At 37.2% G+C, this 21,005-nt stretch carries 20 protein-coding genes; 16 read left to right on the forward strand and 4 right to left on the reverse strand.

Annotated elements, in window-relative coordinates:
* The first annotated feature begins 93 nt into the window (after nt 1-93).
* Both NE363_RS10345 and NE363_RS10350 read left to right on the forward strand, forming a co-directional pair.
* The gene (locus tag NE363_RS10345) at nt 94-2,535 is read left to right on the forward strand and encodes an LPS-assembly protein LptD (protein ID WP_068934628.1); all 2,442 of its coding nucleotides are present in this window, start codon (nt 94-96) and stop codon (nt 2,533-2,535) included.
* The gene (locus tag NE363_RS10350; RefSeq protein WP_107973444.1) at nt 2,535-3,845 is read left to right on the forward strand and encodes a peptidylprolyl isomerase; all 1,311 of its coding nucleotides are present in this window, start codon (nt 2,535-2,537) and stop codon (nt 3,843-3,845) included. Before NE363_RS10345 ends, NE363_RS10350 begins: the two co-directional genes overlap by 1 nt.
* Nucleotides 3,846-3,965: 120 nt before the next feature.
* On the opposite strand, the gene fba is transcribed toward NE363_RS10350, so the two are convergent.
* From fba to NE363_RS10365, 3 genes are all read right to left on the reverse strand, one after another.
* Nucleotides 3,966-5,003, reverse strand: a complete 1,038-nt coding sequence (gene fba, locus NE363_RS10355) for a class II fructose-bisphosphate aldolase (protein ID WP_004702014.1) — start codon at nt 5,001-5,003, stop codon at nt 3,966-3,968.
* Nucleotides 5,004-5,124: 121 nt separating this feature from the next.
* Nucleotides 5,125-5,367 carry a hypothetical protein gene (locus tag NE363_RS10360; protein WP_445534980.1) on the reverse strand — a complete coding sequence of 81 codons (243 nt, stop codon included), beginning with the start codon at nt 5,365-5,367 and terminating at the stop codon, nt 5,125-5,127.
* Nucleotides 5,368-5,489: 122 nt separating this feature from the next.
* Complete coding sequence (locus NE363_RS10365; RefSeq protein ID WP_019458979.1) at nt 5,490-6,677, reverse strand: phosphoglycerate kinase; 1,188 nt, start codon at nt 6,675-6,677, stop codon at nt 5,490-5,492.
* A gap of 138 nt (nt 6,678-6,815) precedes the next feature.
* Here NE363_RS10365 and NE363_RS10370 point away from each other — a divergent pair, with 138 nt between their 5' ends.
* The 14 genes from NE363_RS10370 (at nt 6,816) to putP (ending at nt 20,460) form a co-directional block, all read left to right on the forward strand.
* The gene (locus tag NE363_RS10370; protein ID WP_004702019.1) at nt 6,816-7,199 is read left to right on the forward strand and encodes a DUF2237 family protein; all 384 of its coding nucleotides are present in this window, start codon (nt 6,816-6,818) and stop codon (nt 7,197-7,199) included.
* Nucleotides 7,199-7,792 (forward strand): Maf family protein, encoded by a 594-nt coding sequence (locus tag NE363_RS10375; protein ID WP_068934630.1) that lies wholly within the window; start codon nt 7,199-7,201, stop codon nt 7,790-7,792. The genes NE363_RS10370 and NE363_RS10375 overlap by 1 nt, the downstream gene beginning before the upstream one ends.
* 30 nt (nt 7,793-7,822) lie before the next feature.
* Complete coding sequence (locus tag NE363_RS10380) at nt 7,823-8,986, forward strand: ribosomal protein uL16 3-hydroxylase (RefSeq protein WP_445534981.1); 1,164 nt, start codon at nt 7,823-7,825, stop codon at nt 8,984-8,986.
* 358 nt (nt 8,987-9,344) lie between these two features.
* The gene (locus NE363_RS10385; RefSeq protein WP_445534982.1) at nt 9,345-9,911 is read left to right on the forward strand and encodes a TetR/AcrR family transcriptional regulator; all 567 of its coding nucleotides are present in this window, start codon (nt 9,345-9,347) and stop codon (nt 9,909-9,911) included.
* A 474-nt stretch (nt 9,912-10,385) separates the two neighbouring features.
* Nucleotides 10,386-10,694 carry an ArsR/SmtB family transcription factor gene (locus NE363_RS10390; protein WP_004702027.1) on the forward strand — a complete coding sequence of 103 codons (309 nt, stop codon included), beginning with the start codon at nt 10,386-10,388 and terminating at the stop codon, nt 10,692-10,694.
* Between the two features lie 426 nt (nt 10,695-11,120).
* Nucleotides 11,121-12,323 (forward strand): serine/threonine transporter SstT, encoded by a 1,203-nt coding sequence (gene sstT / locus NE363_RS10395; protein WP_191102665.1) that lies wholly within the window; start codon nt 11,121-11,123, stop codon nt 12,321-12,323.
* Between the two features lie 5 nt (nt 12,324-12,328).
* Nucleotides 12,329-13,006, forward strand: a complete 678-nt coding sequence (locus NE363_RS10400; protein WP_445534983.1) for a YoaK family protein — start codon at nt 12,329-12,331, stop codon at nt 13,004-13,006.
* Between the two features lie 3 nt (nt 13,007-13,009).
* Nucleotides 13,010-13,546 (forward strand): DUF2058 domain-containing protein, encoded by a 537-nt coding sequence (locus NE363_RS10405; protein WP_004702033.1) that lies wholly within the window; start codon nt 13,010-13,012, stop codon nt 13,544-13,546.
* A 374-nt stretch (nt 13,547-13,920) separates the two neighbouring features.
* A complete protein-coding gene (locus NE363_RS10410) occupies nt 13,921-15,768 on the forward strand; it encodes an ABC transporter ATP-binding protein (protein ID WP_191014870.1) in 1,848 nt (615 codons plus the stop codon).
* Nucleotides 15,768-16,208 carry a MaoC family dehydratase gene (locus tag NE363_RS10415; protein ID WP_348900319.1) on the forward strand — a complete coding sequence of 147 codons (441 nt, stop codon included), beginning with the start codon at nt 15,768-15,770 and terminating at the stop codon, nt 16,206-16,208. Before NE363_RS10410 ends, NE363_RS10415 begins: the two co-directional genes overlap by 1 nt.
* Before the next feature lie 108 nt (nt 16,209-16,316).
* Nucleotides 16,317-17,342 carry an AraC family transcriptional regulator ligand-binding domain-containing protein gene (locus tag NE363_RS10420; RefSeq protein WP_445534984.1) on the forward strand — a complete coding sequence of 342 codons (1,026 nt, stop codon included), beginning with the start codon at nt 16,317-16,319 and terminating at the stop codon, nt 17,340-17,342.
* Nucleotides 17,343-17,380: 38 nt separating this feature from the next.
* Entirely contained in the window at nt 17,381-17,755 is a 375-nt protein-coding gene (gene gcvH / locus NE363_RS10425; RefSeq protein ID WP_019458970.1) for a glycine cleavage system protein GcvH, read from the forward strand.
* A gap of 97 nt (nt 17,756-17,852) precedes the next feature.
* A complete protein-coding gene (locus tag NE363_RS10430) occupies nt 17,853-18,560 on the forward strand; it encodes an SIR2 family NAD-dependent protein deacylase (protein ID WP_445536380.1) in 708 nt (235 codons plus the stop codon).
* 409 nt (nt 18,561-18,969) lie between these two features.
* Complete coding sequence (gene putP, locus NE363_RS10435; RefSeq protein WP_445534985.1) at nt 18,970-20,460, forward strand: sodium/proline symporter PutP; 1,491 nt, start codon at nt 18,970-18,972, stop codon at nt 20,458-20,460.
* A gap of 35 nt (nt 20,461-20,495) precedes the next feature.
* Here the strand turns inward: putP and NE363_RS10440 are convergent, their stop codons facing one another.
* Entirely contained in the window at nt 20,496-20,984 is a 489-nt protein-coding gene (locus NE363_RS10440) for an Lrp/AsnC ligand binding domain-containing protein (RefSeq protein ID WP_004702048.1), read from the reverse strand.
* Between the last annotated feature and the right edge of the window lie 21 nt (nt 20,985-21,005).

Genomic DNA, 21,005 nt, shown 5'->3' on the forward strand with positions numbered 1-21,005 from the left:
ATTTTTGAAGGGTTAAGTGTAGCCACTTATAAACTTTTTCTCTATGATGCGACAATAATTAATTGTGAATTAGCATACTTGGTTAATGAGACAATGAAGCATCAGTTTAAATTTAATCCTTTAGCGACCGCTATTTTTACGCTCTTATGTAGTGGCTCCATACAATCAAGTTATGCTGAGTCAGCTGATGTTGTCTCCAACATAGACAATAATCAACTTAAGGCGAGTATTAAGGAAGCCTATCCAGGACAGGAATTCTTTCAACAATATTATGTTGATAAATCTGCACCTGAGGCGCAGTTGCGCAATAATAAATATTTGAGTTCGGCATTTTGTCAAGGAACTTGGATTACCCCTATTAATCCTGAAACCAAAGCGTTAGATGCAGACAAAACCACTTCGGTCGTTACGGCTGATTATGGTCATTACAACCCTGCTGGCGACTCGGTGTTAGAAGGAAATGTGGTAATTGATCAAGAAGGTCGCACGGTTCGTGCCGACAAAGTGACCATTGATAAAACTCAAACATTTGCACATGCAAAAGGCCGAGTACAGTTGGCTCAAGGTGGCTTACTCTCTCAAAGTGACGAAATTGATTACAATCTAAAGACTCAGACTGGTAATTTAGACAATAGTTTTTATATTGCTGAACAACAACATGCCCATGGTCATGCTGGAAAAATCGAAAAAACCTCTCCAAATGTGATGGTTCTTAACGATGCAACATATACCACTTGCCCTCCAGGTCAAAAACCTGCATGGAAGATCCAAGCAAATAAAATTGAGCTCAATCAGGAAACTGGTCGCGGTGTTACGCGTGGAACAAAAATCTATGTTAAAGATGTTCCAGTTATTGCCGTTCCATATTTCAACTTTCCAATCGATGACCGCCGAACCACGGGTATCCTCAACCCTCAGTTTGGGTTCTCAAACGATGGTGGCGTTGAACTTTCAGTACCTGTTTATTTAAACCTTGCACCTAATTATGATGCAACCGTGACTCCACGTTATTTAGCAGACCGTGGTGCAATGCTGCAAGGTTCGTTTAGATATTTAACTGATGGCTTCGGTTCTGGTCAAATATGGGGCGGTATACTTCCATCTGATAAAAAATACGATGATCAAGATCGTAAAAACTTTAACTTCCTTCATAACTGGGATATTAACGATCAGTGGTCAACCAATCTTGAATATCGTTATGCATCGGATAAAGATTATTTTGCTGATTTAGATAACAGCCCAAACTCTAAAACTGATGTAAATTTACGTAGAGCTTGGGAACTTAACTATCAGCACGGTATTCCTGGCTTAAAAGCGCAGCTTAAAGTTGAAGACTTCCAAACACTAGATCCAACAATCTTGGATGCAAATAAACCTTATGCACGTTTACCACAATTCTTATTAAATTATGTCACTGGTAACCCACAGGGATTACAATACGAATTTAATAACGATACGGCATACTTTAAAAAATCAATTAATGACGGTTCTGCTCAGGAAAGTAGTGGTACGCGTATTTATAACCAGTTCGCGACACGTTATAACTATCGAACACCGGCAGCCTTTGTTATTCCTGAAGTTTCAGTACGCTCCATACAGACATTCTATGATAAGGACAGTATTGCCTCACAGGGTCTAGACGCAAGCTCGGAATCTAAATCAGTTGTTGTACCTCAGTTTACTTTGGACAGTGGTTTAACTTTTGAACGCGAAGGTAAATACCTACAAACGATCACCCCTCGTGCATTTTATGCGTATGCGCCTTACAAGAACCAAGATGGTTATCCAAACTTCGACTCAACTTCAGCATCGGTTAATTACGATCAACTCTTTAACCCATACCGCTTTTATGGACATGACCGCCTTGAAGACAACAACTTCTTATCACTAGGTGTAAGTTATAGTCTTTTTGATACGGTAGGCTTAGAACGTTTGCGTGCAAGTGTAGGGCAAAGTTATTACTTTGAAGATCGCCGTGTTACTTTAAACGAACAAGATGATATTGATACCGAACGTAATACTGGTCCTGTTGTAAGTTTAACGAGCCAACTCAACCAAAACTTTACAATTGCTGCCAATTCTGCATGGATGTCAAATGGTGATAATGCCCAGAGAGACTTCCAAGTTTACTATACAGGCGACAAAGGTAACCTTTACAACCTAGGTTACTTCTATCGCAAAGACATAGCTGGTCGTCAAGAGACTTATGATCAAGTTGTTGCATCGTTTATACAACCAATTAAAGACAATTGGCGTATTATGGGCCACGTACAATATGACATCGATAATGATGTTGCCCGTGAAATTTTACTCGGTGTTAACTACGAATCATGCTGTTGGGGTATCTCAGTCTATGGTCGCTCTTACTATAACGACCTAGATGATCCGAAAGCTTCGAATGTTAGTGAAAAACGTGCGATCATGGCTGAAATTACACTCAAAGGTTTAGGCGGTTTAAATAATAAACTCGCATCTTTACTCGAAAATCGCGTGTTAGGTTTTAACAAAATTAATCAATCTTGGACACAACGTTAATGAAGACAAAGCATCTTAAACAGTTTTTTAAAGCAACAACCCTTGCTGTATTAATATCTTCATCAATGCATAGTTTTGCCCAACCCGCGGATGAAGTTGTGGCAATTGTGGACAATAGCGTAATTTTAAAAAGCGACCTTGAACAAGGAATGGCTGAAGCCACCCATGAATTGCAAGCGCAAAAAAAAGAAGTACCACCTCAACAATACCTACAGTTTCAGGTTTTAGATCAACTTATCTTACGTCAAGCTCAACTTGAACAAGTAAAACGTTATGGCATTAAGCCTGATGAGAAAAGTCTAAATGAAGCAGTACTTAAAGTAGCAAATCAATCTGGTAGCAAAAGTTTAGAAGCCTTTCAACAAAAGTTAGATGCTATTGCACCAGGTACTTATGAAAATTTACGTAGCCGTATTGGTGAAGATTTAGCAATCAATCGCTTACGTCAACAACAAGTAATGTCTCGCATTAAAATTAGCGATCAAGATGTAGACAATTTCTTAAAGTCACCTCAGGGACAAGCAGCTCTTGGCAATCAAGTACATGTGATTCACATGCGAATTTCTGGGGACAACCCTCAAGAAGTTCAGAGTGTAGCCAAAGAAGTTCGTTCGAAGCTTGCTCAAAGTAATGACTTAAATGCACTCAAAAAGCTTTCAACTACAAGTGTGAAAGTTGAAGGTGCAGATATGGGGTTCCGCCCTCTTTCTGACATTCCAGCTGAACTTGCTGCGCGCATTACTCCGCTACAAGAAGGTCAAACAACTGATCTAATCTCTGTACGTGATGGCGTACATGTTCTAAAACTTTTAGAACGTAAGCAAAATGAACAAAAAGCTTTAGTAACACAGTATCAAACTCGCCATATTCTTATTCAACCGTCTGAAGTCGTTAGTCCTGAAAATGCGAAACAAATTATTGATAGTATTTACAAGCGATTAAAAGCAGGACAAGATTTTGCTACACTTGCAGCAACCTATTCAAACGATACAGGTTCAGCACGTGATGGCGGTAGTTTAGGCTGGGTTACACCAGGTATGATGGTTCCTGAATTTGATAAAAAAATGCAGGAAATTCCTGTAGGTCAAATTAGTGAACCTTTCCAAACTCAATTTGGTTGGCATATCCTACAAGTGACAGACAAACGCGAAAAAGATATGACTCATGAATATCAAGAGCGTATGGCACGTCAAATTCTAGGTGAGCGTCAATTCAACACCGAAGTTGATAGCTGGTTACGTGAAGTACGTGCTAATGCCTATGTAGAAATTAAAGATCCTAGTCTCGACAAGAAAAACTTACCAAAGTAAGTTCTTTTCGCTGCTATTAAAACCTGTGTTTATCACAGGTTTTTTATGAATAAAAATCCAGCTAATAAAAAAACCGGTTATTTACATAACCGGTTTCTATAAATCAAACCCTAACGGGAATTATTTATAACGATCAACCATTTTCTCTAAAGAAATTGGGCGGATCTTATCAGCATTACCAGCTGTACCAAACGCTTCATAACGATCAATACAAATTTGCTTCATTGAATCTACAGTTTTAGCAAAGTATTTACGTGGATCAAATTCAGCTGGGTTTTCAGCCATAAACTGACGAATTGCACCAGTAGATGCTAAACGTAAATCTGTATCAATATTGATCTTACGCACACCATGTTTAATTGCTTCTACAAGCTGTTCAACCGGCACACCATAAGTCTCTTTAATATCACCACCGAATTCATTGATTACTTTCAACCATTCTTGTGGTACAGAGCTTGAACCATGCATAACAAGGTGAGTATTTGGTAAGGCCGCATGAATTTCCTTAATACGGTCAATTGCCAAGATATCGCCTGTAGGTGGACGAGTAAACTTGTAAGCACCATGTGAAGTACCTACAGCAATCGCCAATGCATCTACATTGGTATCAGCAACAAACTGAGTCGCTTCCTCAACAGAAGTAAGAAGTTGTGAGTGATCGAGTACGCCTTCAGCACCAACACCGTCTTCTTCGCCAGCCATACCAGTTTCAAGGCTACCTAAACAGCCAATCTCACCTTCAACAGAAACACCACATGCATGTGCTAAAGCAACAACATTACGAGTTACATCAACGTTGTATTCGTAAGATGTAGGTGTTTTACCATCTGTACCTAATGAACCGTCCATCATCACAGAACTAAAGCCAAGCTGAATTGAACGCTGACAGATCTCAGGACTTGTACCATGGTCTTGGTGCATTACCACTGGAATGTGCGGCCATTCTTCAATTGCAGCCAAAATAAGATGACGCAAGAATGGAGCGCCTGCATATTTGCGAGCTCCAGCTGATGCCTGAACAATCACAGGTGAATTGGTTGCATCCGCGGCAAGCATAATTGCACGCATTTGTTCTAAGTTATTTACGTTAAATGCTGGTACGCCGTAGTTATGTTCTGCAGCGTGATCCAAGAGCTGGCGCATTGAAATGAGTGCCATAATATCCTCCCAGGTAGTGCGGCTTATTCTACCTTGTCATTTATTTCAATTCAGCAACAAATCACAGTATTTCAAAAAAAATCCCTGCATTTGCAGGGACTTTTTAACAAAATACAACAAATTAATGAGTTTCTGAAGCAGCCGGCTCGCTAGACGCGCCACCTTGAACCACATCGGTATTCTTTTCATCTAAAACTGGCTTATCAAGCGAATCAATTGTAGCTTGCTGTTCAGGAGTTACTTTATCAGCAACTGCTGTAGAAGCAGCATCTTGTCCTGCTTTAGAAGACTCTTCTTTTTTGCCACAAGCAGTCAACATCACTGGAACAATTAACAAAGCAGCTAAGGTAAGTTTTAAATTCATCACTATTTTCCACAATTGGTGATTTAGTGCTCATTATTTTATTTCAGAAATATGACAATTTAATGACTTATCCATGAAAAAAGGGGTTGAACCCAACCCCTTCTTATTTTTACATATATCTATTATGCACGTTCTAATAAAACTGCAACTGCTGGCAAAGTTTTACCTTCAACGAACTCAAGGAATGCGCCACCACCAGTTGAAATATAGCCAATTTGGTCAGCAACATTATATTTATCGATCGCAGCAAGTGTATCACCACCGCCAGCAATCGAGAATGCATCAGATTCAGCAACAGCAAGAGAAAGTGCTTTAGTACCTTCGCCGAATTGATCAACTTCAAACACACCAACTGGGCCATTCCAAAGAATCGTTTTAGAAGTAGTCAAAATTTCTGCAAAAGCTTTAGCTGTTTCAGGACCAACATCTAAAATCATATCGTTTGATGTTACATCTTCAACTTTCTTAACAACAGCTTCCGCTGCCGCTAAAGAACCCAAGAAATCTTCAAAATTAATTTGAGATGCATCAGCAACAACAACATCTGTAGGAAGCGGAACACTTACTTTAGCAGCAATTTGTTTTGCAGTTTCAACCAAATCAGCTTCGTATAAAGATTTACCAACGTTGTAACCAGCTGCCGCTAAGAAGGTGTTTGCGATACCCCCACCAACAATAAGTTGATCACAAATAGTAGACAATGAGTTTAAAACATCAAGTTTTGTTGAAACTTTAGAACCAGCAACAATAGCAACCATTGGTTTTTCAGGTGTTTGCATTGCACGACCAAGTGCATCTAATTCAGCAGCTAGTAATGGGCCAGCAGCTGCAACAGGAGCGAAACGAGCAACACCTTCTGTAGAAGCTTCCGCACGGTGAGCAGTACCAAATGCATCCATAACAAATACATCACATAGAGCAGCATACTTTTGTGCAAGCTCAGGATTGTTCTTCTTTTCACCCACATTAAAACGAACATTTTCGAGCAAAACCACTTGCCCAGCCTGAACCTCTACACCATCAAGATAGTCAGTAAATAATTTAACTTCTTGGCCTAATGCTTCAGTTAAATATGCTGCAACTGGTGCAAGTGATTGTTCTGGCTTTGGCTCACCTTCAACAGGACGACCTAAATGCGAAAATACCATTACAGCAGCGCCTTTTTCTAAAGCAGCTTTTATTGTTGGAAGTGCTGCACGTAAACGAGCATCGCTGGTAATCACGCCATTTTTAACAGGAACGTTTAAATCTTCACGAATAAGTACACGTTTACCTGCTAAGTTAAGGTCAGTCATACGCTGAAAATTCATGTAAAGCTCTCTTTATGATTTTAAAAACGCGCCAATTTTAAATGATTACATCAAAAAAGGTTAGTTTTTTTGCATAAAAGCTGTAGAAAGCCAAAGTTTTGATTATGATAGAGGTAGTAATCTAATATTTCATCCATTATGTCTATTCATCCAGATCCACAAATCAATCGTTTAAATGTTTTAGGTGAACCTTTAGCGAGCTGTTGTTTTGACCCTATTACTGGTTATTTTCGAAATGGTTTTTGCCATACAGCGGTAACAGATCTTGGACAACACACTGTATGTGCCCAAATGACTTCAGAGTTTTTAAATTTTTCACAAAAAATTGGAAATGATCTTATCACACCTCTACCTGAGGCAGGCTTCCCGGGTTTACAGCCTGGCGACTTCTGGTGCATCTGTGTAACTCGCTGGGTTGAAGCTTATCAAGCTGGGCAAGCACCCCCCATCAAACTCCACGCTTGTCATCAAGCAGTATTAAGCTATGTTCCTTTAGATGTGTTAATGGAATTTGCAGTTTGATGAAGCAACCCAAAATTATCTTGGCATCGAGTAGTCAAACGCGTAAGGATTTGATGAATCGTTTAAGACTCGAATATACCTGTATTAGCCCAGATATTGATGAAAGCCCTTGTGGTGAGACTCATGCCGACGATTTAGCAAAAAGATTAGCATTTGCTAAAGCACAGCTTATAGCTCAACAGAATCCTCAAGCAATTGTAATTGGATCAGATCAGGTTGCATGGCGAGAACATGCACCTCATGATTTTATTGGTAAGCCATTAAACTTTGAAAATGCCAAAGCTCAATTAACGGCCAACTCTGGTAAAACAGTCTTTTTTAGTACAGCTTTAAGTGTCCAGTGCCTTGAAAAAGGTTTTGAACACACTCTTATTGATCACTATCAAGTTAAATTCCGCAATCTAACCCAGTTAGAAATCGAAAGATATATCGAGTTAGACAAACCCTTCCATTGTGCGGGAAGTTTTAAGTGTGAAAGTCTAGGTATTAGTCTATTTGAAAAAATGATAGGCCAAGATCAAACCACTTTAATGGGTTTACCCATGATTCAGCTTTGTCAGATTTTAAGACAGCTTGAACTTCAAATTCCTTAATATTTATTAGCTTATTTATAGGTTATCTCCATGACACAACCTTTAACCGTTTTAGGCGGCATTACTGCTGAACAATTCCTAACAGAATATTGGCAGAAAAAACCATTACTTGTGCGCAATGCCATGCCTGAAATTATTGGCATGTTAGAGCCAAATGATGTAAAAGAACTTGCTGTAGAAGATCATGTCAGTGCTCGTCTTATTCGTCAAAAAGATAAGAACCCAAATGAATGGCATTTAAAATCATCACCACTAACCAAAGGTGACTTTCAAAAACTACCAAAACTATGGACGCTTTTAGTACAAGCTGTTGATCATTACTCATTTGATTTAGCCGAGTTATGGAAGAAGTTTCCTTTCATTCCGCAATGGCGTCGTGATGATATTATGGTTTCTTATGCCCCTAAAGGTGGTTCAGTCGGAAAACATTTTGACTTTTATGACGTGTTCTTAGTTCAAGGCCACGGTCACCGTCGTTGGCAACTCGGACAAATGTGTGATGAAACTACTCAATTTGTACCTAATCAACCTTTAAAGCTTTTATCTGAAATCGATGTTCATTTTGATGAAGTTTTGGCACCTGGAGACCTTTTATATGTTCCACCTGGATTATCTCACTATGGTGTTGCAGAAGATGAGTGTTTAACCTACTCATTTGGTTTTCGCATGCCTAATATTTCAGGCATGATCGATAGAATTAGCGATCAATTTGCTACCGATGAATTACTACAAAACCCAGTTGTAGATATTGCTCGGAAGAATATTTCTCAAGTTGGTGAAATCAATCCAGAAGAATTAGCTTATTTAAGAAATTTGGTTTTAGCTCAGTTGCAAAACTCATCAGTACTTGATGCTGCTATTATGGCCTACATGACTGAGCCTAAATATCCAGACAATATTCCAGAACCTGATGAAATTGAAATTGAAGATTTAAATGCTATTTTGTCAGAAGGCTATGAATTATTGCTAGAACCTGCTTCTCGCCTACTTTATAAAGAACAAAATGGTATTTTAAATTTTTGGGGTAATGGAGAAGATTTACCAATTGTGGAATCTTTTGCCACTCAACTTAAAGCTATAGCTGACGGAAAAAGTGTTCCTTTCAATAACGAACTAAACAGTTTAGATATTTTAGAGAATATTGTTCAATTATTAAATGATTCAATTATCATGCTTCTACCTCCTGCGGAATAATATTAGCTAATCATCACGAAAGGAGAAATTTATAAATTTCTCCTTTTTTCTTTTATAAATACATGTTTAAATATACCATTCTTTAAACCCATGTTTATGGTTATTCGTTTATGGTATAAATCAATCTTGCTAAGTGAAAAAATGATCTATTACAGGCTTTGTAAAATATAGAAATTTTTTAATAAATATAAAATTTATATTTAGAGCATTTGGCTTTATATCTTTTATTGTTTTCAAAAAACGTATTTTTTTCTATCAATAACAATCAATACAATGTAAAATTGCGCGTTCGTGCTTTTTATTTATGCATTCCACCATTTAGGCTAAGAGCAAAATATTTGTGTGAGGCTATCAAAACATGTCAAAAAAAGATGACATCATTACCACTGCTTTAAGACTTTTTAACTCATATAGTTATAATTCTATAGGAGTAGATCGTATCATCAGTGAGTCTGGTGTAGCAAAAATGACATTTTATAAATACTTTCCTTCAAAAGAGAAACTTATTGAAGAGTGTTTATTGTTGAGAAACTCACTTTTGCAAAACTCTCTTACTGCTGCTATTTCCCAAGAAGCTGAAAACAATCCATTAGCTCGTATTAAAGCAATATTTTTATGGTATTCAAATTGGTTTAATAGTGATGATTTTAATGGATGTATGTTTCAAAAAGCCCTAGAAGAAGTATTAAAACAGTACCCTTCTACTCACCAGCCTGCAACCTTATATAAAATATGGTTGACCCAGCTAATGCAAGATCTGCTTATTGAACTTAAAATTGAAGAGTCCCGCCCTTTAGCTTTACTTCTAGTCAATATTTTAGAAGGTATGACCATTCAAGCTCAAGTTGAACATGGTTCAGTAAAAATTTATGACTACTGGAAACGTGTGGAGAGATTAATTGAGTTTGAAAAAACTGCACATTAAAAAATAAAGCGTGATATTATTCTTCTTATGTTGTTGAATCTTCTTCTTATTCATCACGCTGCGTCTGAAAGTCATTCTAGTTTAGAGTTAGACTTCTTTTTGGAATAAGATTCCAAACCAGAATATACAGACCTGTCTGTACACAATCCATTATATCTTTAAAAAGTAAAAACTCAATCTTTTTTTATCGACTTTTTTGACATAAATCAGAATTAACTATTGATCAGAGTTAAAACATGGATTGTTTACTTTGACTTTGTTTCATTTATACTTAACAATTACGCTTCTCACACAACACAACACTTTTGACACAAAACAACTACAAATTCTTGTTTTACCTTAATAATGCTATATATTTATCAATTACACTTATAAACCTTTTCAACAAAAACAATTGGATTGATTAGTTTTGCTACATTCATTTCTGCAAGATCAATCTATACTATGCCGGCCATATTGATATAGGTATAAAGTATGAAAGATGGACTCCAAATTGAAGAAATGAAAAATGCGGCTGATTCTGTCGTAGGAACATTAAAGTCTTTAGCTAACACTGACCGTTTATTAATTTTATGTCACTTAGCTCATGAGGAGTTGAATGTCTCTCAGATCGAAGACAAAACACAAATTACCCAGCCCACCCTTTCACAACAATTGATGATGTTACGTAAAAGTGATGTTGTTTCAACCCGTCGTGATGGCAAACAAATTTTCTACTCTATAAAGGATGATAAGATGCATTCAATTTTAAATATGCTTTATCAGTTATATTGCATAAAGTAACTGATCTGCACTTATAAAATTATAATAATATTAATGTATTTCCTGAAATATGCGATTTTTCAACTTGGTAGCGGGTGTAGTTGTTCCAGCAAAGAGGATTGAAAATTCGCGTAGTTTTTCTAGTATTCAAATCTATTGAAAACAAAAATAATCTCTTCTATTTCTTTTTACATCTTTTATCTTCAACCACTCATTTACTAAACAGCCAAGTCTACATAATTGGTTTATTGATTGTAATGTAAGCAAAAACATCTTTCTTGGCACTTTAATAATATTATTTTAATATTTTAAAAACATATACTTAATATTACCGCAGCTTATAAACCCGATTAGTTGCTATAAAAAAGCTTAAGATTCCGATCACTTAAGTATAAAATACTCCGCTTGTTCAACCTTTAGCCACGAATAGGTTAATAAGGCCTTTATATGCTTGAATTCTTTTCTCGATTAAGCTTAGTCACCAAAATTATTATTGCGATTGTTTTAGGGATAGGCGTTGCACTATTATTTCCAAACGTTACACCCTACCTAAGCTTGTTTGGTGAACTGTTCATTAAAGCATTGAAATCAGTTGCTCCTATTTTAGTTTTTGTATTGGTTCTTTCTTCTATTGCCAACTTCCAAGTAGGTCATAGTGCAAATTTACGTCCAGTCTTATTACTTTATGTTGTGGGCATGCTATTAGCTGCTTTTAGTGCGGTAGTTGCTAGCTTGTCTTTTCCAAGTACGCTTTATCTCAATAGCGTTAGCCATAACAATTTACAAGCCCCTGGAAGCCTCGCAGACATATTAAAGAACTTGCTTTTAAGCTTTATTGCAAACCCTGTTCAAGCAATTAGTGAAGCGAATTTTATTGGTATTTTGGCGTGGGCTATTGGTCTTGGCTTAGCAATGCGTCATAGTTCGGAAACAACCAAACAAGTCATGCATGATGTTTCACATGCAGTGAGTGCCATTATTCATAAAGTAATTGCATTTGCACCTGTAGGTATTTTCGGTTTAGTAGCTGTGACTTTTGCCGATGCTGGTTTAGCAACACTCGAAAGTTATGCGCACTTATTAGCAATCCTATTAGGAACAATGTTATTTGTTGCTCTTGTAGTTAATCCAATTTTAGTAGGTTTAACAATTCGTGGTAACCCATACCCACTCGTTTTTAAATGCTTAAAAGAAAGTGGTATTACGGCATTCTTTACACGTAGTTCAGCAGCTAACATTCCGGTTAACCTCGATTTAGCTGAGCGTTTAGGCGTTAACCCATCTACTGCAAGCGTTTCTATTCCTTTAGGTGCTACTGTTAACATGGCTGGTGCAGCTGTGACCATTACGGTACTTACGTTAGCAACTGTACACACATTAGGAATTCATGTTGATTTAGCAACCATGATTATTTTATCAGTAGTCGCTACAGTTTCAGCATGTGGAGCATCTGGTGTTGCAGGCGGCTCCCTACTTTTAATTCCAGTAGCGTGTAGTTTATTTGGTATTTCATCAGAAATTGCAATGCAAGTTGTTGCGGTAGGTATGATTATTAGTGTATTACAAGATTCAACGGAAACGGCTCTTAACTCATCTACTGATGTTTTATTTACAGCCGCAGTTGATATTCGCTCCAAACAAAACTCTTAGAGAACATGCCATTTCAACGTTTACCAAATTGGTTCCAAATTGGTGCCTTCTTACTGGCAATAAATGCCGGAATGATTAATGTATTAGGGCTAATCACCCTTTTACATCAGTCAGTTTCGCATATGACAGGTAATGTCAGTATGCTAGCGATGAGTTTGGTAAACTGGCAATTTGAACACATCATATATTTAGTACTTGTTATACTGTGTTATGTATGTGGATCATTTTATAGTGGCTTTATTTTAGGTAACAGTCATTTTAAATTAGGCCGTCGATATGGCCTTCCTTTAAGCTTAGTTGCTCTATTTATTTTTCTATGTTGGCTATTACTCCCTTATTTTCCCAAATATGGATTATTATGGGCTTGTGTCGCCATGGGATTACAAAATGCCATGGTCAGCCATTACAAAGGTACTATTATCCGGACCACTCATTTATCAGGTGTTTTGACAGACCTTGGTCTTGCTCTTGGTTACATGGCACGTGGTTTAAAAGTTGAAAACCGTCGTATAATTTTGCATCTACTTATTTTTTCAGGTTTTCTGTTTGGTGGTATAATTGCTGCTTTAGTTCACCCCCACTTGAAATTGCAAGCATTTTTGCTTCCAGCAATTTTGAGTTTAACTCTCAGTATCTCGTATTGGGTTGTTTATTTTCACAGTTCTTCTTCAAATTCGGATTAAGTCATGGTTAAAAATGCCTTACAAGCTCAGTTACTCAAAGCTGGTTTAGTTGATAATAAAAAAGCGAAAAAGCTAACCAAACAAGCTCAACACGAGCAACGTACAGGCCAAAGTAATGAGGCAGAAATTAAGGCAAATATTGAAAAAGCTCAAAAAGAGAAACTGGCAAAAGATCAAGCTCTAAATTTAGAAAAACAACAACAACTTGAAGAAAAAGCATTGAAAGCTTCAATCATTCAAATGATTAAGCAACACAAAATTACTGATTTTGCTGGCGATGTCGCTTATCAATTTATTGATGAAAATAAAGTTAAAAAAGTCTACCTATCTCAGCAAGTCTATAATGCCCTTGTAACAGGAAGCTTAGTAATTGCTAAAGATCAAGACCAGTATGCTTACCTTCCAAAGGCTTTAGCTGAAAAGATTGATCAAAAGATGCAAGGCTTTATTTTGATTAATAATGCAGAGAAAAATGAACAAACCACCGACGAAGAAGATCCATACGCAGCGTATGTTATTCCAGATGACTTAATGTGGTAATTTTCTCAAGCCTTTATCAATTATGCGATAAAGGCTTATACTTTTTAAATTAATTATTAATATTTTATCAATTATTAAAAAAAACTATAAAAATTACATTCCGGTCAAATTCATTCACCACTTCATCTATTATTATCGATATAATGAATAAAACATTTTGTCTTTACCATGCCTTTTAGGCTTTTCCCGATTCCAACTTTATGTCTTGTCTAAATCATGTCAGTTTTAGCCAAAGATATAAAACATAAACTTTGATGTGTCTTCACACATATCCGAAAGATCAACATCTTTGTCGAGCTTGATCTAACTGACTTTATTGCAAAATTAAATTGCGGAATTTTAATAAACTAGCTGATGTATAAAGGTAGTCATTCATGCTGAAGTGGTTTGAAAAACTTGTCGATCCTTATCCAACCAAAGGTCTGGATGAGCCCTTACCAACACGCTTTTTCCCATTTGTTTGGCAAGCTACTGAAGGCGTACGTCCATACTTACTGCTTCTTGTTATCTGTACAGCGGGTGCAGCTACATTTGAAGCATTACTCTTTTCAAAAATTGGACAACTTGTAGATTGGTTAAGTAAAAGTCAACCTGAAAGTTTTTTAAGCCAACATGCTTCAAATATCCTTATTTTAATAAGTGTCTTATTTGCTAATATTTTATTTGTTAATATTCAATCTATTATAAAACATCAGATTTTATATAGCACTTTTCCAATGCGCTTACGTTGGCGCTTTCACAATCTTTTATTAAAACAAAGCCTAGATTTTTTCCATAATGATTTTGCAGGTCGCCTTTCAGCAAAGGTTATGCAAACAGCTTTAGCCATTCGCGAATTCTGGATTATTCTGGGCGATATGTTGGCTTACGTCAGCATTTACTTTATTACTGTTAGTATTGTTCTGGGTGCAATTTCACCGACTTTACTTATTCCACTTATGGTTTGGTTGGGCTTATTTTTATTAAGTGCTTGGTTCTTTATTCCGCGTTTAAGCAAAGTGTCACAACAACAAGCCGATGCACGTGCCGTAATGACTGGCCGCGTAACTGACGCCTATACAAATATTCAAACAGTTAAACTATTTGCCCATGCAGGCCGTGAAAGCCAATACGCAAAAGCCTCAATGAAAGAGTTTATGACAACGGTCTATGCGCAAATGCGTTTAGGTACTCTTTTTGAAGTTAGTATTAATATGCTTTCTGCTGTTTTATTTGTAGGCGTGATTGGTACCGCAGTTTGGTTATGGACTCAAGGTTTAGCGGCTTTAGGTGTTATTGCTGCAACCACAGCCATGATTTTAAAACTTAATAGTATGGCTGAGTTTATGATGTGGCATATGTCCGCGTTATTTGAAAATGTTGGAACCATTCAAGATGGTATGCAAACACTCGGCAAAAAAATCAATATTCAAGACAAACCAGAAGCAAAACCACTTGCAGTAAAACAAGGTGAAATCGTATTTAAAGATGTCACTTTTGCCTATAACAATAAAAATGTTATCGATCACTTTAATTTACATATTAAAGCAGGTGAAAAGATCGGTATTGTTGGGCGCTCAGGTGCAGGTAAGTCTACTCTCATCCAATTACTTTTACACTTCTATCATCTTAAAGAAGGTGCAATTTTAATTGATGGACAAAATATTGAAGATGTTACACAAGATAGTTTGAGAGCGAATATTGCTTTAGTTACTCAAGACACGTCCCTACTACATCGCTCAGTTGCCGAGAACATTAAATATGGTCGTCCAGATGCAACTGATCACGATATGCAAAGTGCTGTTCATAAAGCTAAAGCAGCTGAGTTTATTCCCCAGCTTGTAGACCTAAAGGGTCGTTCTGGTTATGACGCACAAGTTGGTGAACGTGGTGTCAAACTTTCAGGCGGTCAAAGACAACGTATCGCTATTGCACGTGTTTTCCTAAAAGATGCACCAATTTTAATATTAGATGAAGCAACAAGTGCACTAGATTCTGAAGTTGAAGCAGCCATTCAGTCTAGTTTAAATGACCTGATGGTTGATAAAACGGTTATTGCAATTGCTCACCGTTTGTCTACCATTGCTCAAATGGACCGTTTAATTGTTCTTGATGAAGGTAAAATTGCAGAGCAAGGTACACATGAAGAATTAATTGCCAAAAATGGTATATACGCACAATTATGGAAACGTCAAACTGGTGGCTTTCTTATTGAGCAAAAAGTAGTACAGGGTCAAGATTAATGCTTTATTTAGAAGATTTAAAAGTTGGTGATCGTTTTATTAGTCGTGAATATGAAATTACACTAGATGAAATTAAACAGTTTGCAAGCCAGTATGACCCCCAAACTTTTCATACAAATGAAGAGCTAGCCAAAGAAGACCCTATCTTTAAAGGTATTGCCGCTAGTGGCTGGCATACTTCTGCAATTACGATGCGTTTATGGACAGAGTGTATGCCAATTCATGGCGGATTAGTGGGTTCAGAGTCTAGTCTGCGGTGGCCACGTCCAACACGACCAGGTGATCGTATTCATGTTGAAGCTGAAATTTCCGCCATTACACCATCCAAAACAAAATTGGATCGTGGTATTGTAAGTTACGTTACACAAGCCTTAAATCAACATGGGGATGTTTTACTTATTTCGACGACAAAAATCGTTGTCTTTAAAAAGAATGTTTAATGAATCGTTGATATGATTGTCTAACAGTTTTTATAAACTCAAATTATATTTCATGACAAGATGTGTAAGAAATGCACGTAGAGAATTGATGAGAGCAACGGAACGCATATGAAAATTACCTCAGCTCGTCAAGATCAAGGTATTCCAGGAGTCTATGGCTTATTGCTTTTAGATGTTGTTTCACGTTGGGGATACAACGATGAGACTTTATTTGCTCCTTTTCATCTTACTAGTGAGCAATTGGCCGACCCTGAGTATCGTATTTCAACACCTGTAGCAAATGAACTGGTTAAACACGCCTTAAATCTCACTGGTGAAAGTACATTGGGTTATCATATTGGCACCCAAATGCGCATTTCGATTCATGGATTTATTGGTTACGCAATAATGACAGCAAAGGATATTACAGAAGCGATTGCTCTTGCTGCTCGTTTTATCCAGTTACGCTTACCCTTTCTACAACTCTTTTTTTCTACATTCGGCCCCAAAGCCACATTACAATTACAGTGTGATATTGAGTTAGAACCACTTCGTACCGAAATTGTTTTAGGCTTAACTATTGGCATCATGACAATGGCAAAAGCAATGACAGGTATCGAAGATTTAGCAGGTGATGTTGATTTAGACTTTCCTGAGCCAGCAGGCTTTGATAAATATAAAAATAAATTAAGCAGCACTATTCGCTTTAATCAACCTCATTTAATTTCTAGCTTTGATAAAAAATATTTAGGTCTTAAATTAATTAATTCAGATCCAATCGCCAGTCAAATCGCTATTAATCAATGTGAAGCGGAACTATCAGCTTTAGGCGAACGTCGCCGTTTGGCAATGCGTGTCCGTGATATTCTAAGTAATTCTGAACAACATTACTTAAGCATAGAAAATGTAGCAGAATACTTACACATGTCAGATCGTACTTTAAAACGACAGTTGGCTGCTGAAGGAACATCATTTTCAACATTAGTAGATGAAGTCCGCTATCGTCATGCGACTTCTTTACTTTCACGTACAGATTATAGTCTTGAACAAATTGCGGATGAACTTGGTTACTCCGATGTCGCAAATTTCAGCCGTGCTTTTAAACGCTGGAGTGGCCGTAGTCCAAGCAACTGGCGCAAAGACCCCTATTTATAATGTTATTAAAATATTGGACACAAGCTTAAGGAGTTGTCATGAACCACCCTTCAGAATTGAAGTATGCACGTACACATGAGTGGGTAAAAATTGAAGGTGATCTTGTTATTACAGGGATTACTGACCATGCACAAGATGAACTTGGAGACTTGGTCTATGTTGAGACTCCTGAAATTGGCAGCAAAGTAACAGCTGGCGAACAAGCTGGAGTAGTTGAATCAGTTAAAACGGCCTCTGATATCCACGCCCCTGTCTCTGGGACTGTAGTAGAAGTAAATACAGACCTTGAAGATGATCCGGATTTTGTAAATGAAGATCCATACGGCAAGGGATGGATTTATAAAATCAAGCCAGACAACATGGCAGACGTTGAAAAACTGTTAACAAATGCAGAATATGAAGCTGGTCTATAAAAGTTAGCAACGCTTTCAGTATTTGATAAAAACCAGTTTACTTTTAAACTGGTTTTTTTATATATGTATAAAATAGATACAAAAATGGATGCTTAGGATCAATAACATGACAAGACTTGTTGTATTTTCTGGTGCAGGTATGAGTGCTGAAAGTGGAATTAGTACTTTTCGCGACAGTAATGGCCTATGGGAAAATTATGATATACAACAAGTAGCCACTCCAGAAGCTTGGAACAAAAACCCGGCTTTAGTCCAACGGTTTTATAACGAACGCCGTAAAAATATTTTAGAAGCTCAGCCAAATGAAGCTCATCAGTACATTGCCAAACTACAAACTCATTTTGATGTACAGGTTATTACGCAAAATATTGATGATTTACATGAGCGTGCTGGTAGCCACAGCGTCTTGCATCTACATGGTAATATTCGACTAGCAAAAAGCTCTGGACCAAATGCACAATATACAACTCAGTTTTATGAGATTAATGGTTGGAAGTTAGATTTAGAACATGACTTTTGCCCAAATGGTTATCCACTTCGTCCTCATGTAGTTTGGTTTGGTGAAGCAGTTCCAGCATTTGAAGAAGCCATCAAGCAAGTACAGGAAGCAGATATTTTCATTGTTATTGGTTCAACCTTAAGTGTTTATCCTGTTGCTGCTTTAGTTCATGAAATTCCTAATTACACTGAAGCCTACTATATAGATCCCCAAGCAGATCATTCTCGTGTTCCATCTCAATATAAACTATTAAATATGACAGCCACAGAAGGTATGAAAGAGCTATTTCATAAGTTGACGAACTGATATTTTCATAGTTTTTATTGCAGATTTCATCTCTAAAATTGTCTTTTCACATGAAATTGATGCGAAAACACTCAACTCATATCAAATTTTTTCTTGAGTCATATATTGTCATTGCTAATTTTGTAACCAAACATGCTATTTTATTCTCAAAATTTACCATTTCTATAATTTTTGAAAGTTTATAAGAATTATGCATACCCTATAAGATATTGATTAAAATTGATTTAATTTATAATGTAACCAAATTTACATTAGATTACACAAAAATACACAAAACACATCACAAAGATAACAGAGCAAAAAAATTCTTTTGTGGTTGAATCTCAACCTCTTGAAATGCCGTACAAGAAAACAGCGACCTGGATTAGGTTACAATCACGGATTATGGATATAAGGACACACATCCATTATGAGTTATTTTGATCCCACCCTCATCATGTTTATGGTGTACATCGTAGCAATGGTACTTATTGGCTTATTTGCCTACCGTGCTACAAGCGACTTCTCTGATTATATTCTTGGTGGTCGTAGTTTAGGCAGTTTCGTTACTGCATTATCCGCAGGCGCATCAGACATGAGTGGTTGGTTACTCATGGGCTTACCAGGAGCGATTTATCTTTCTGGTTTATCTGAGGCGTGGATTGCAATTGGTCTAATTATCGGTGCTTGGCTTAACTGGTTACTGGTTGCTGGTCGATTACGCGTTCATACTGAAATCCAAAATAATGCACTCACTCTGCCCGACTATTTTACAAGTCGATTTGATGACCAGAAAAAGATTCTTCGTATTTTCTCTGCCGTTATTATCTTGGTTTTCTTCGCAATTTACTGTGCCTCAGGTATGGTAGCTGGCGCACGTTTATTTGAAAATTTATTTGGTATGTCATATACCACCGCAGTCTGGTTAAGTGCTATTGCAACAATCAGTTATGTTTGTATTGGTGGGTTCTTAGCCATTAGCTGGACCGATACTTTCCAAGCTGGCTTAATGATTTTTGCTCTTTTACTCACCCCAATCGTAACTTACCTTGCAATTGGTGATACGACTCACTTTGTAACGCTCATTGAAACTGCTCGTCCGCATGCATTTAATATTGTTTCAGATTTAAGTGTGGTGGCTGTTTTATCCTCCATGGCATGGGGCTTAGGCTATTTTGGTCAACCGCATATCCTAGTACGTTTCATGGCCGCTGATTCTGTAAAATCAATTCCTGCTGCTCGTCGTATCGGCATGACTTGGATGATTTTATGTTTAGTTGGTGCTGTTGGTGCTGGTTTCTTCGGTATCGCATATTTTGAGCAACACCCTGAATTAGCAGCAGTTGTAAGCAAAAATCCTGAAACTGTATTCATGGAATTGACTAAAATTTTATTCAATCCTTGGATTGTGGGTATCATTTTGGCTGCAATTTTAGCTGCTGTTATGAGCACGCTAAGCTGTCAACTTTTAGTATGTTCAAGTGCTTTAACTGAAGATTTATACAAAGGTTTCATCCGTAAAAACGCATCTCAAAAAGAGCTTGTGTGGGTTGGTCGAGTTATGGTTCTTGCGATTGCAGTTCTTGCAATTGTGCTTGCAGGTAATCCAGACAGTAAAGTTCTTGGTCTTGTTGCCTATGCATGGGCTGGTTTCGGCGCTGCATTTGGTCCGCTTATTATCTTGTCATTGTTCTGGAAACGTATGAATTTACAAGGTGCTTTAGCGGGTATGATCGTTGGTGCTGTTGTAGTGATTGGCTGGAAGAATCTTTTCGCAAGTACTGGTGTTTACGAAATTATTCCTGGTTTTATTCTTGCATTTATCAGCATTATTGTAGTGAGTCTTTTAACTAAAGCACCAAACAAAACAGTAACTGGACGCTTTGAAGAAGCAGATGAACTCTACAAAGAAAGTGTATAAAAATGAGTAAAATAAAAAGGGGCTTCGGCCCCTTTTTATTTGCTTTTAGTTTTGATTTTAATTTTTGAAGTATCTTTGACTACTTGCATTACAGGGTAACTACGGGTTTCTTTTACCCCTGGTAATTGCCATAGTACCTGCCCAGCAATACGTCTAAACTCCTCCATGCTGCCACTTCTTAACTTAATTAAGAAATCAAATCCGCCACTCACCATATGGCATTCAACGATTTCTGGATAATGCACGACAGCATCAATAAACTCGTCTAAAACGTTAGGTGTTGTTTTATCAAGCAAGACCTCTACAAACACTAAAAAATTTGCATTCAGTTTGATTGGATTCAATTTTGCTTCATAGCCCAAGATAAATTCATCTTTTGTTAGCTTCTGCACCCGGGCCATAACAGCGGTTGGAGATAAGTTCACCATTTCGGCTAATTTACTATTAGAAATTCGCCCATCTGTTTGAAGAATATCCAAAATTTTTAAATCAGTGCGATCAAGGCTTAATAATGGGCCATTCATCTGAATTTTCCTCTAAAAAAT

Source organism: Acinetobacter sp. G18 (assembly GCF_052660225.1).

What these genes read in the sequence shown, in the direction of transcription:
- putP (WP_445534985.1), top strand. Translation starts at nt 18,970, where the DNA reads ATGAGTTATTTTGATCCCACCCTCATCATGTTTATGGTGTACATCGTA.
- NE363_RS10370 (WP_004702019.1), top strand. Translation starts at nt 6,816, where the DNA reads ATGTCTATTCATCCAGATCCACAAATCAATCGTTTAAATGTTTTAGGT.
- fba (WP_004702014.1), bottom strand. Translation starts at nt 5,003, where the DNA reads ATGGCACTCATTTCAATGCGCCAGCTCTTGGATCACGCTGCAGAACAT.
- NE363_RS10365 (WP_019458979.1), bottom strand. Translation starts at nt 6,677, where the DNA reads ATGAATTTTCAGCGTATGACTGACCTTAACTTAGCAGGTAAACGTGTA.
- NE363_RS10350 (WP_107973444.1), top strand. Translation starts at nt 2,535, where the DNA reads ATGAAGACAAAGCATCTTAAACAGTTTTTTAAAGCAACAACCCTTGCT.
- NE363_RS10345 (WP_068934628.1), top strand. Translation starts at nt 94, where the DNA reads ATGAAGCATCAGTTTAAATTTAATCCTTTAGCGACCGCTATTTTTACG.
- NE363_RS10440 (WP_004702048.1), bottom strand. Translation starts at nt 20,984, where the DNA reads ATGAATGGCCCATTATTAAGCCTTGATCGCACTGATTTAAAAATTTTG.
- NE363_RS10410 (WP_191014870.1), top strand. Translation starts at nt 13,921, where the DNA reads ATGCTGAAGTGGTTTGAAAAACTTGTCGATCCTTATCCAACCAAAGGT.
- gcvH (WP_019458970.1), top strand. Translation starts at nt 17,381, where the DNA reads ATGAACCACCCTTCAGAATTGAAGTATGCACGTACACATGAGTGGGTA.
- NE363_RS10360 (WP_445534980.1), bottom strand. Translation starts at nt 5,367, where the DNA reads ATGAATTTAAAACTTACCTTAGCTGCTTTGTTAATTGTTCCAGTGATG.
- NE363_RS10420 (WP_445534984.1), top strand. Translation starts at nt 16,317, where the DNA reads ATGAAAATTACCTCAGCTCGTCAAGATCAAGGTATTCCAGGAGTCTAT.
- NE363_RS10405 (WP_004702033.1), top strand. Translation starts at nt 13,010, where the DNA reads ATGGTTAAAAATGCCTTACAAGCTCAGTTACTCAAAGCTGGTTTAGTT.
- NE363_RS10415 (WP_348900319.1), top strand. Translation starts at nt 15,768, where the DNA reads ATGCTTTATTTAGAAGATTTAAAAGTTGGTGATCGTTTTATTAGTCGT.
- sstT (WP_191102665.1), top strand. Translation starts at nt 11,121, where the DNA reads ATGCTTGAATTCTTTTCTCGATTAAGCTTAGTCACCAAAATTATTATT.
- NE363_RS10385 (WP_445534982.1), top strand. Translation starts at nt 9,345, where the DNA reads ATGTCAAAAAAAGATGACATCATTACCACTGCTTTAAGACTTTTTAAC.
- NE363_RS10380 (WP_445534981.1), top strand. Translation starts at nt 7,823, where the DNA reads ATGACACAACCTTTAACCGTTTTAGGCGGCATTACTGCTGAACAATTC.
- NE363_RS10375 (WP_068934630.1), top strand. Translation starts at nt 7,199, where the DNA reads ATGAAGCAACCCAAAATTATCTTGGCATCGAGTAGTCAAACGCGTAAG.
- NE363_RS10390 (WP_004702027.1), top strand. Translation starts at nt 10,386, where the DNA reads ATGAAAGATGGACTCCAAATTGAAGAAATGAAAAATGCGGCTGATTCT.
- NE363_RS10400 (WP_445534983.1), top strand. Translation starts at nt 12,329, where the DNA reads ATGCCATTTCAACGTTTACCAAATTGGTTCCAAATTGGTGCCTTCTTA.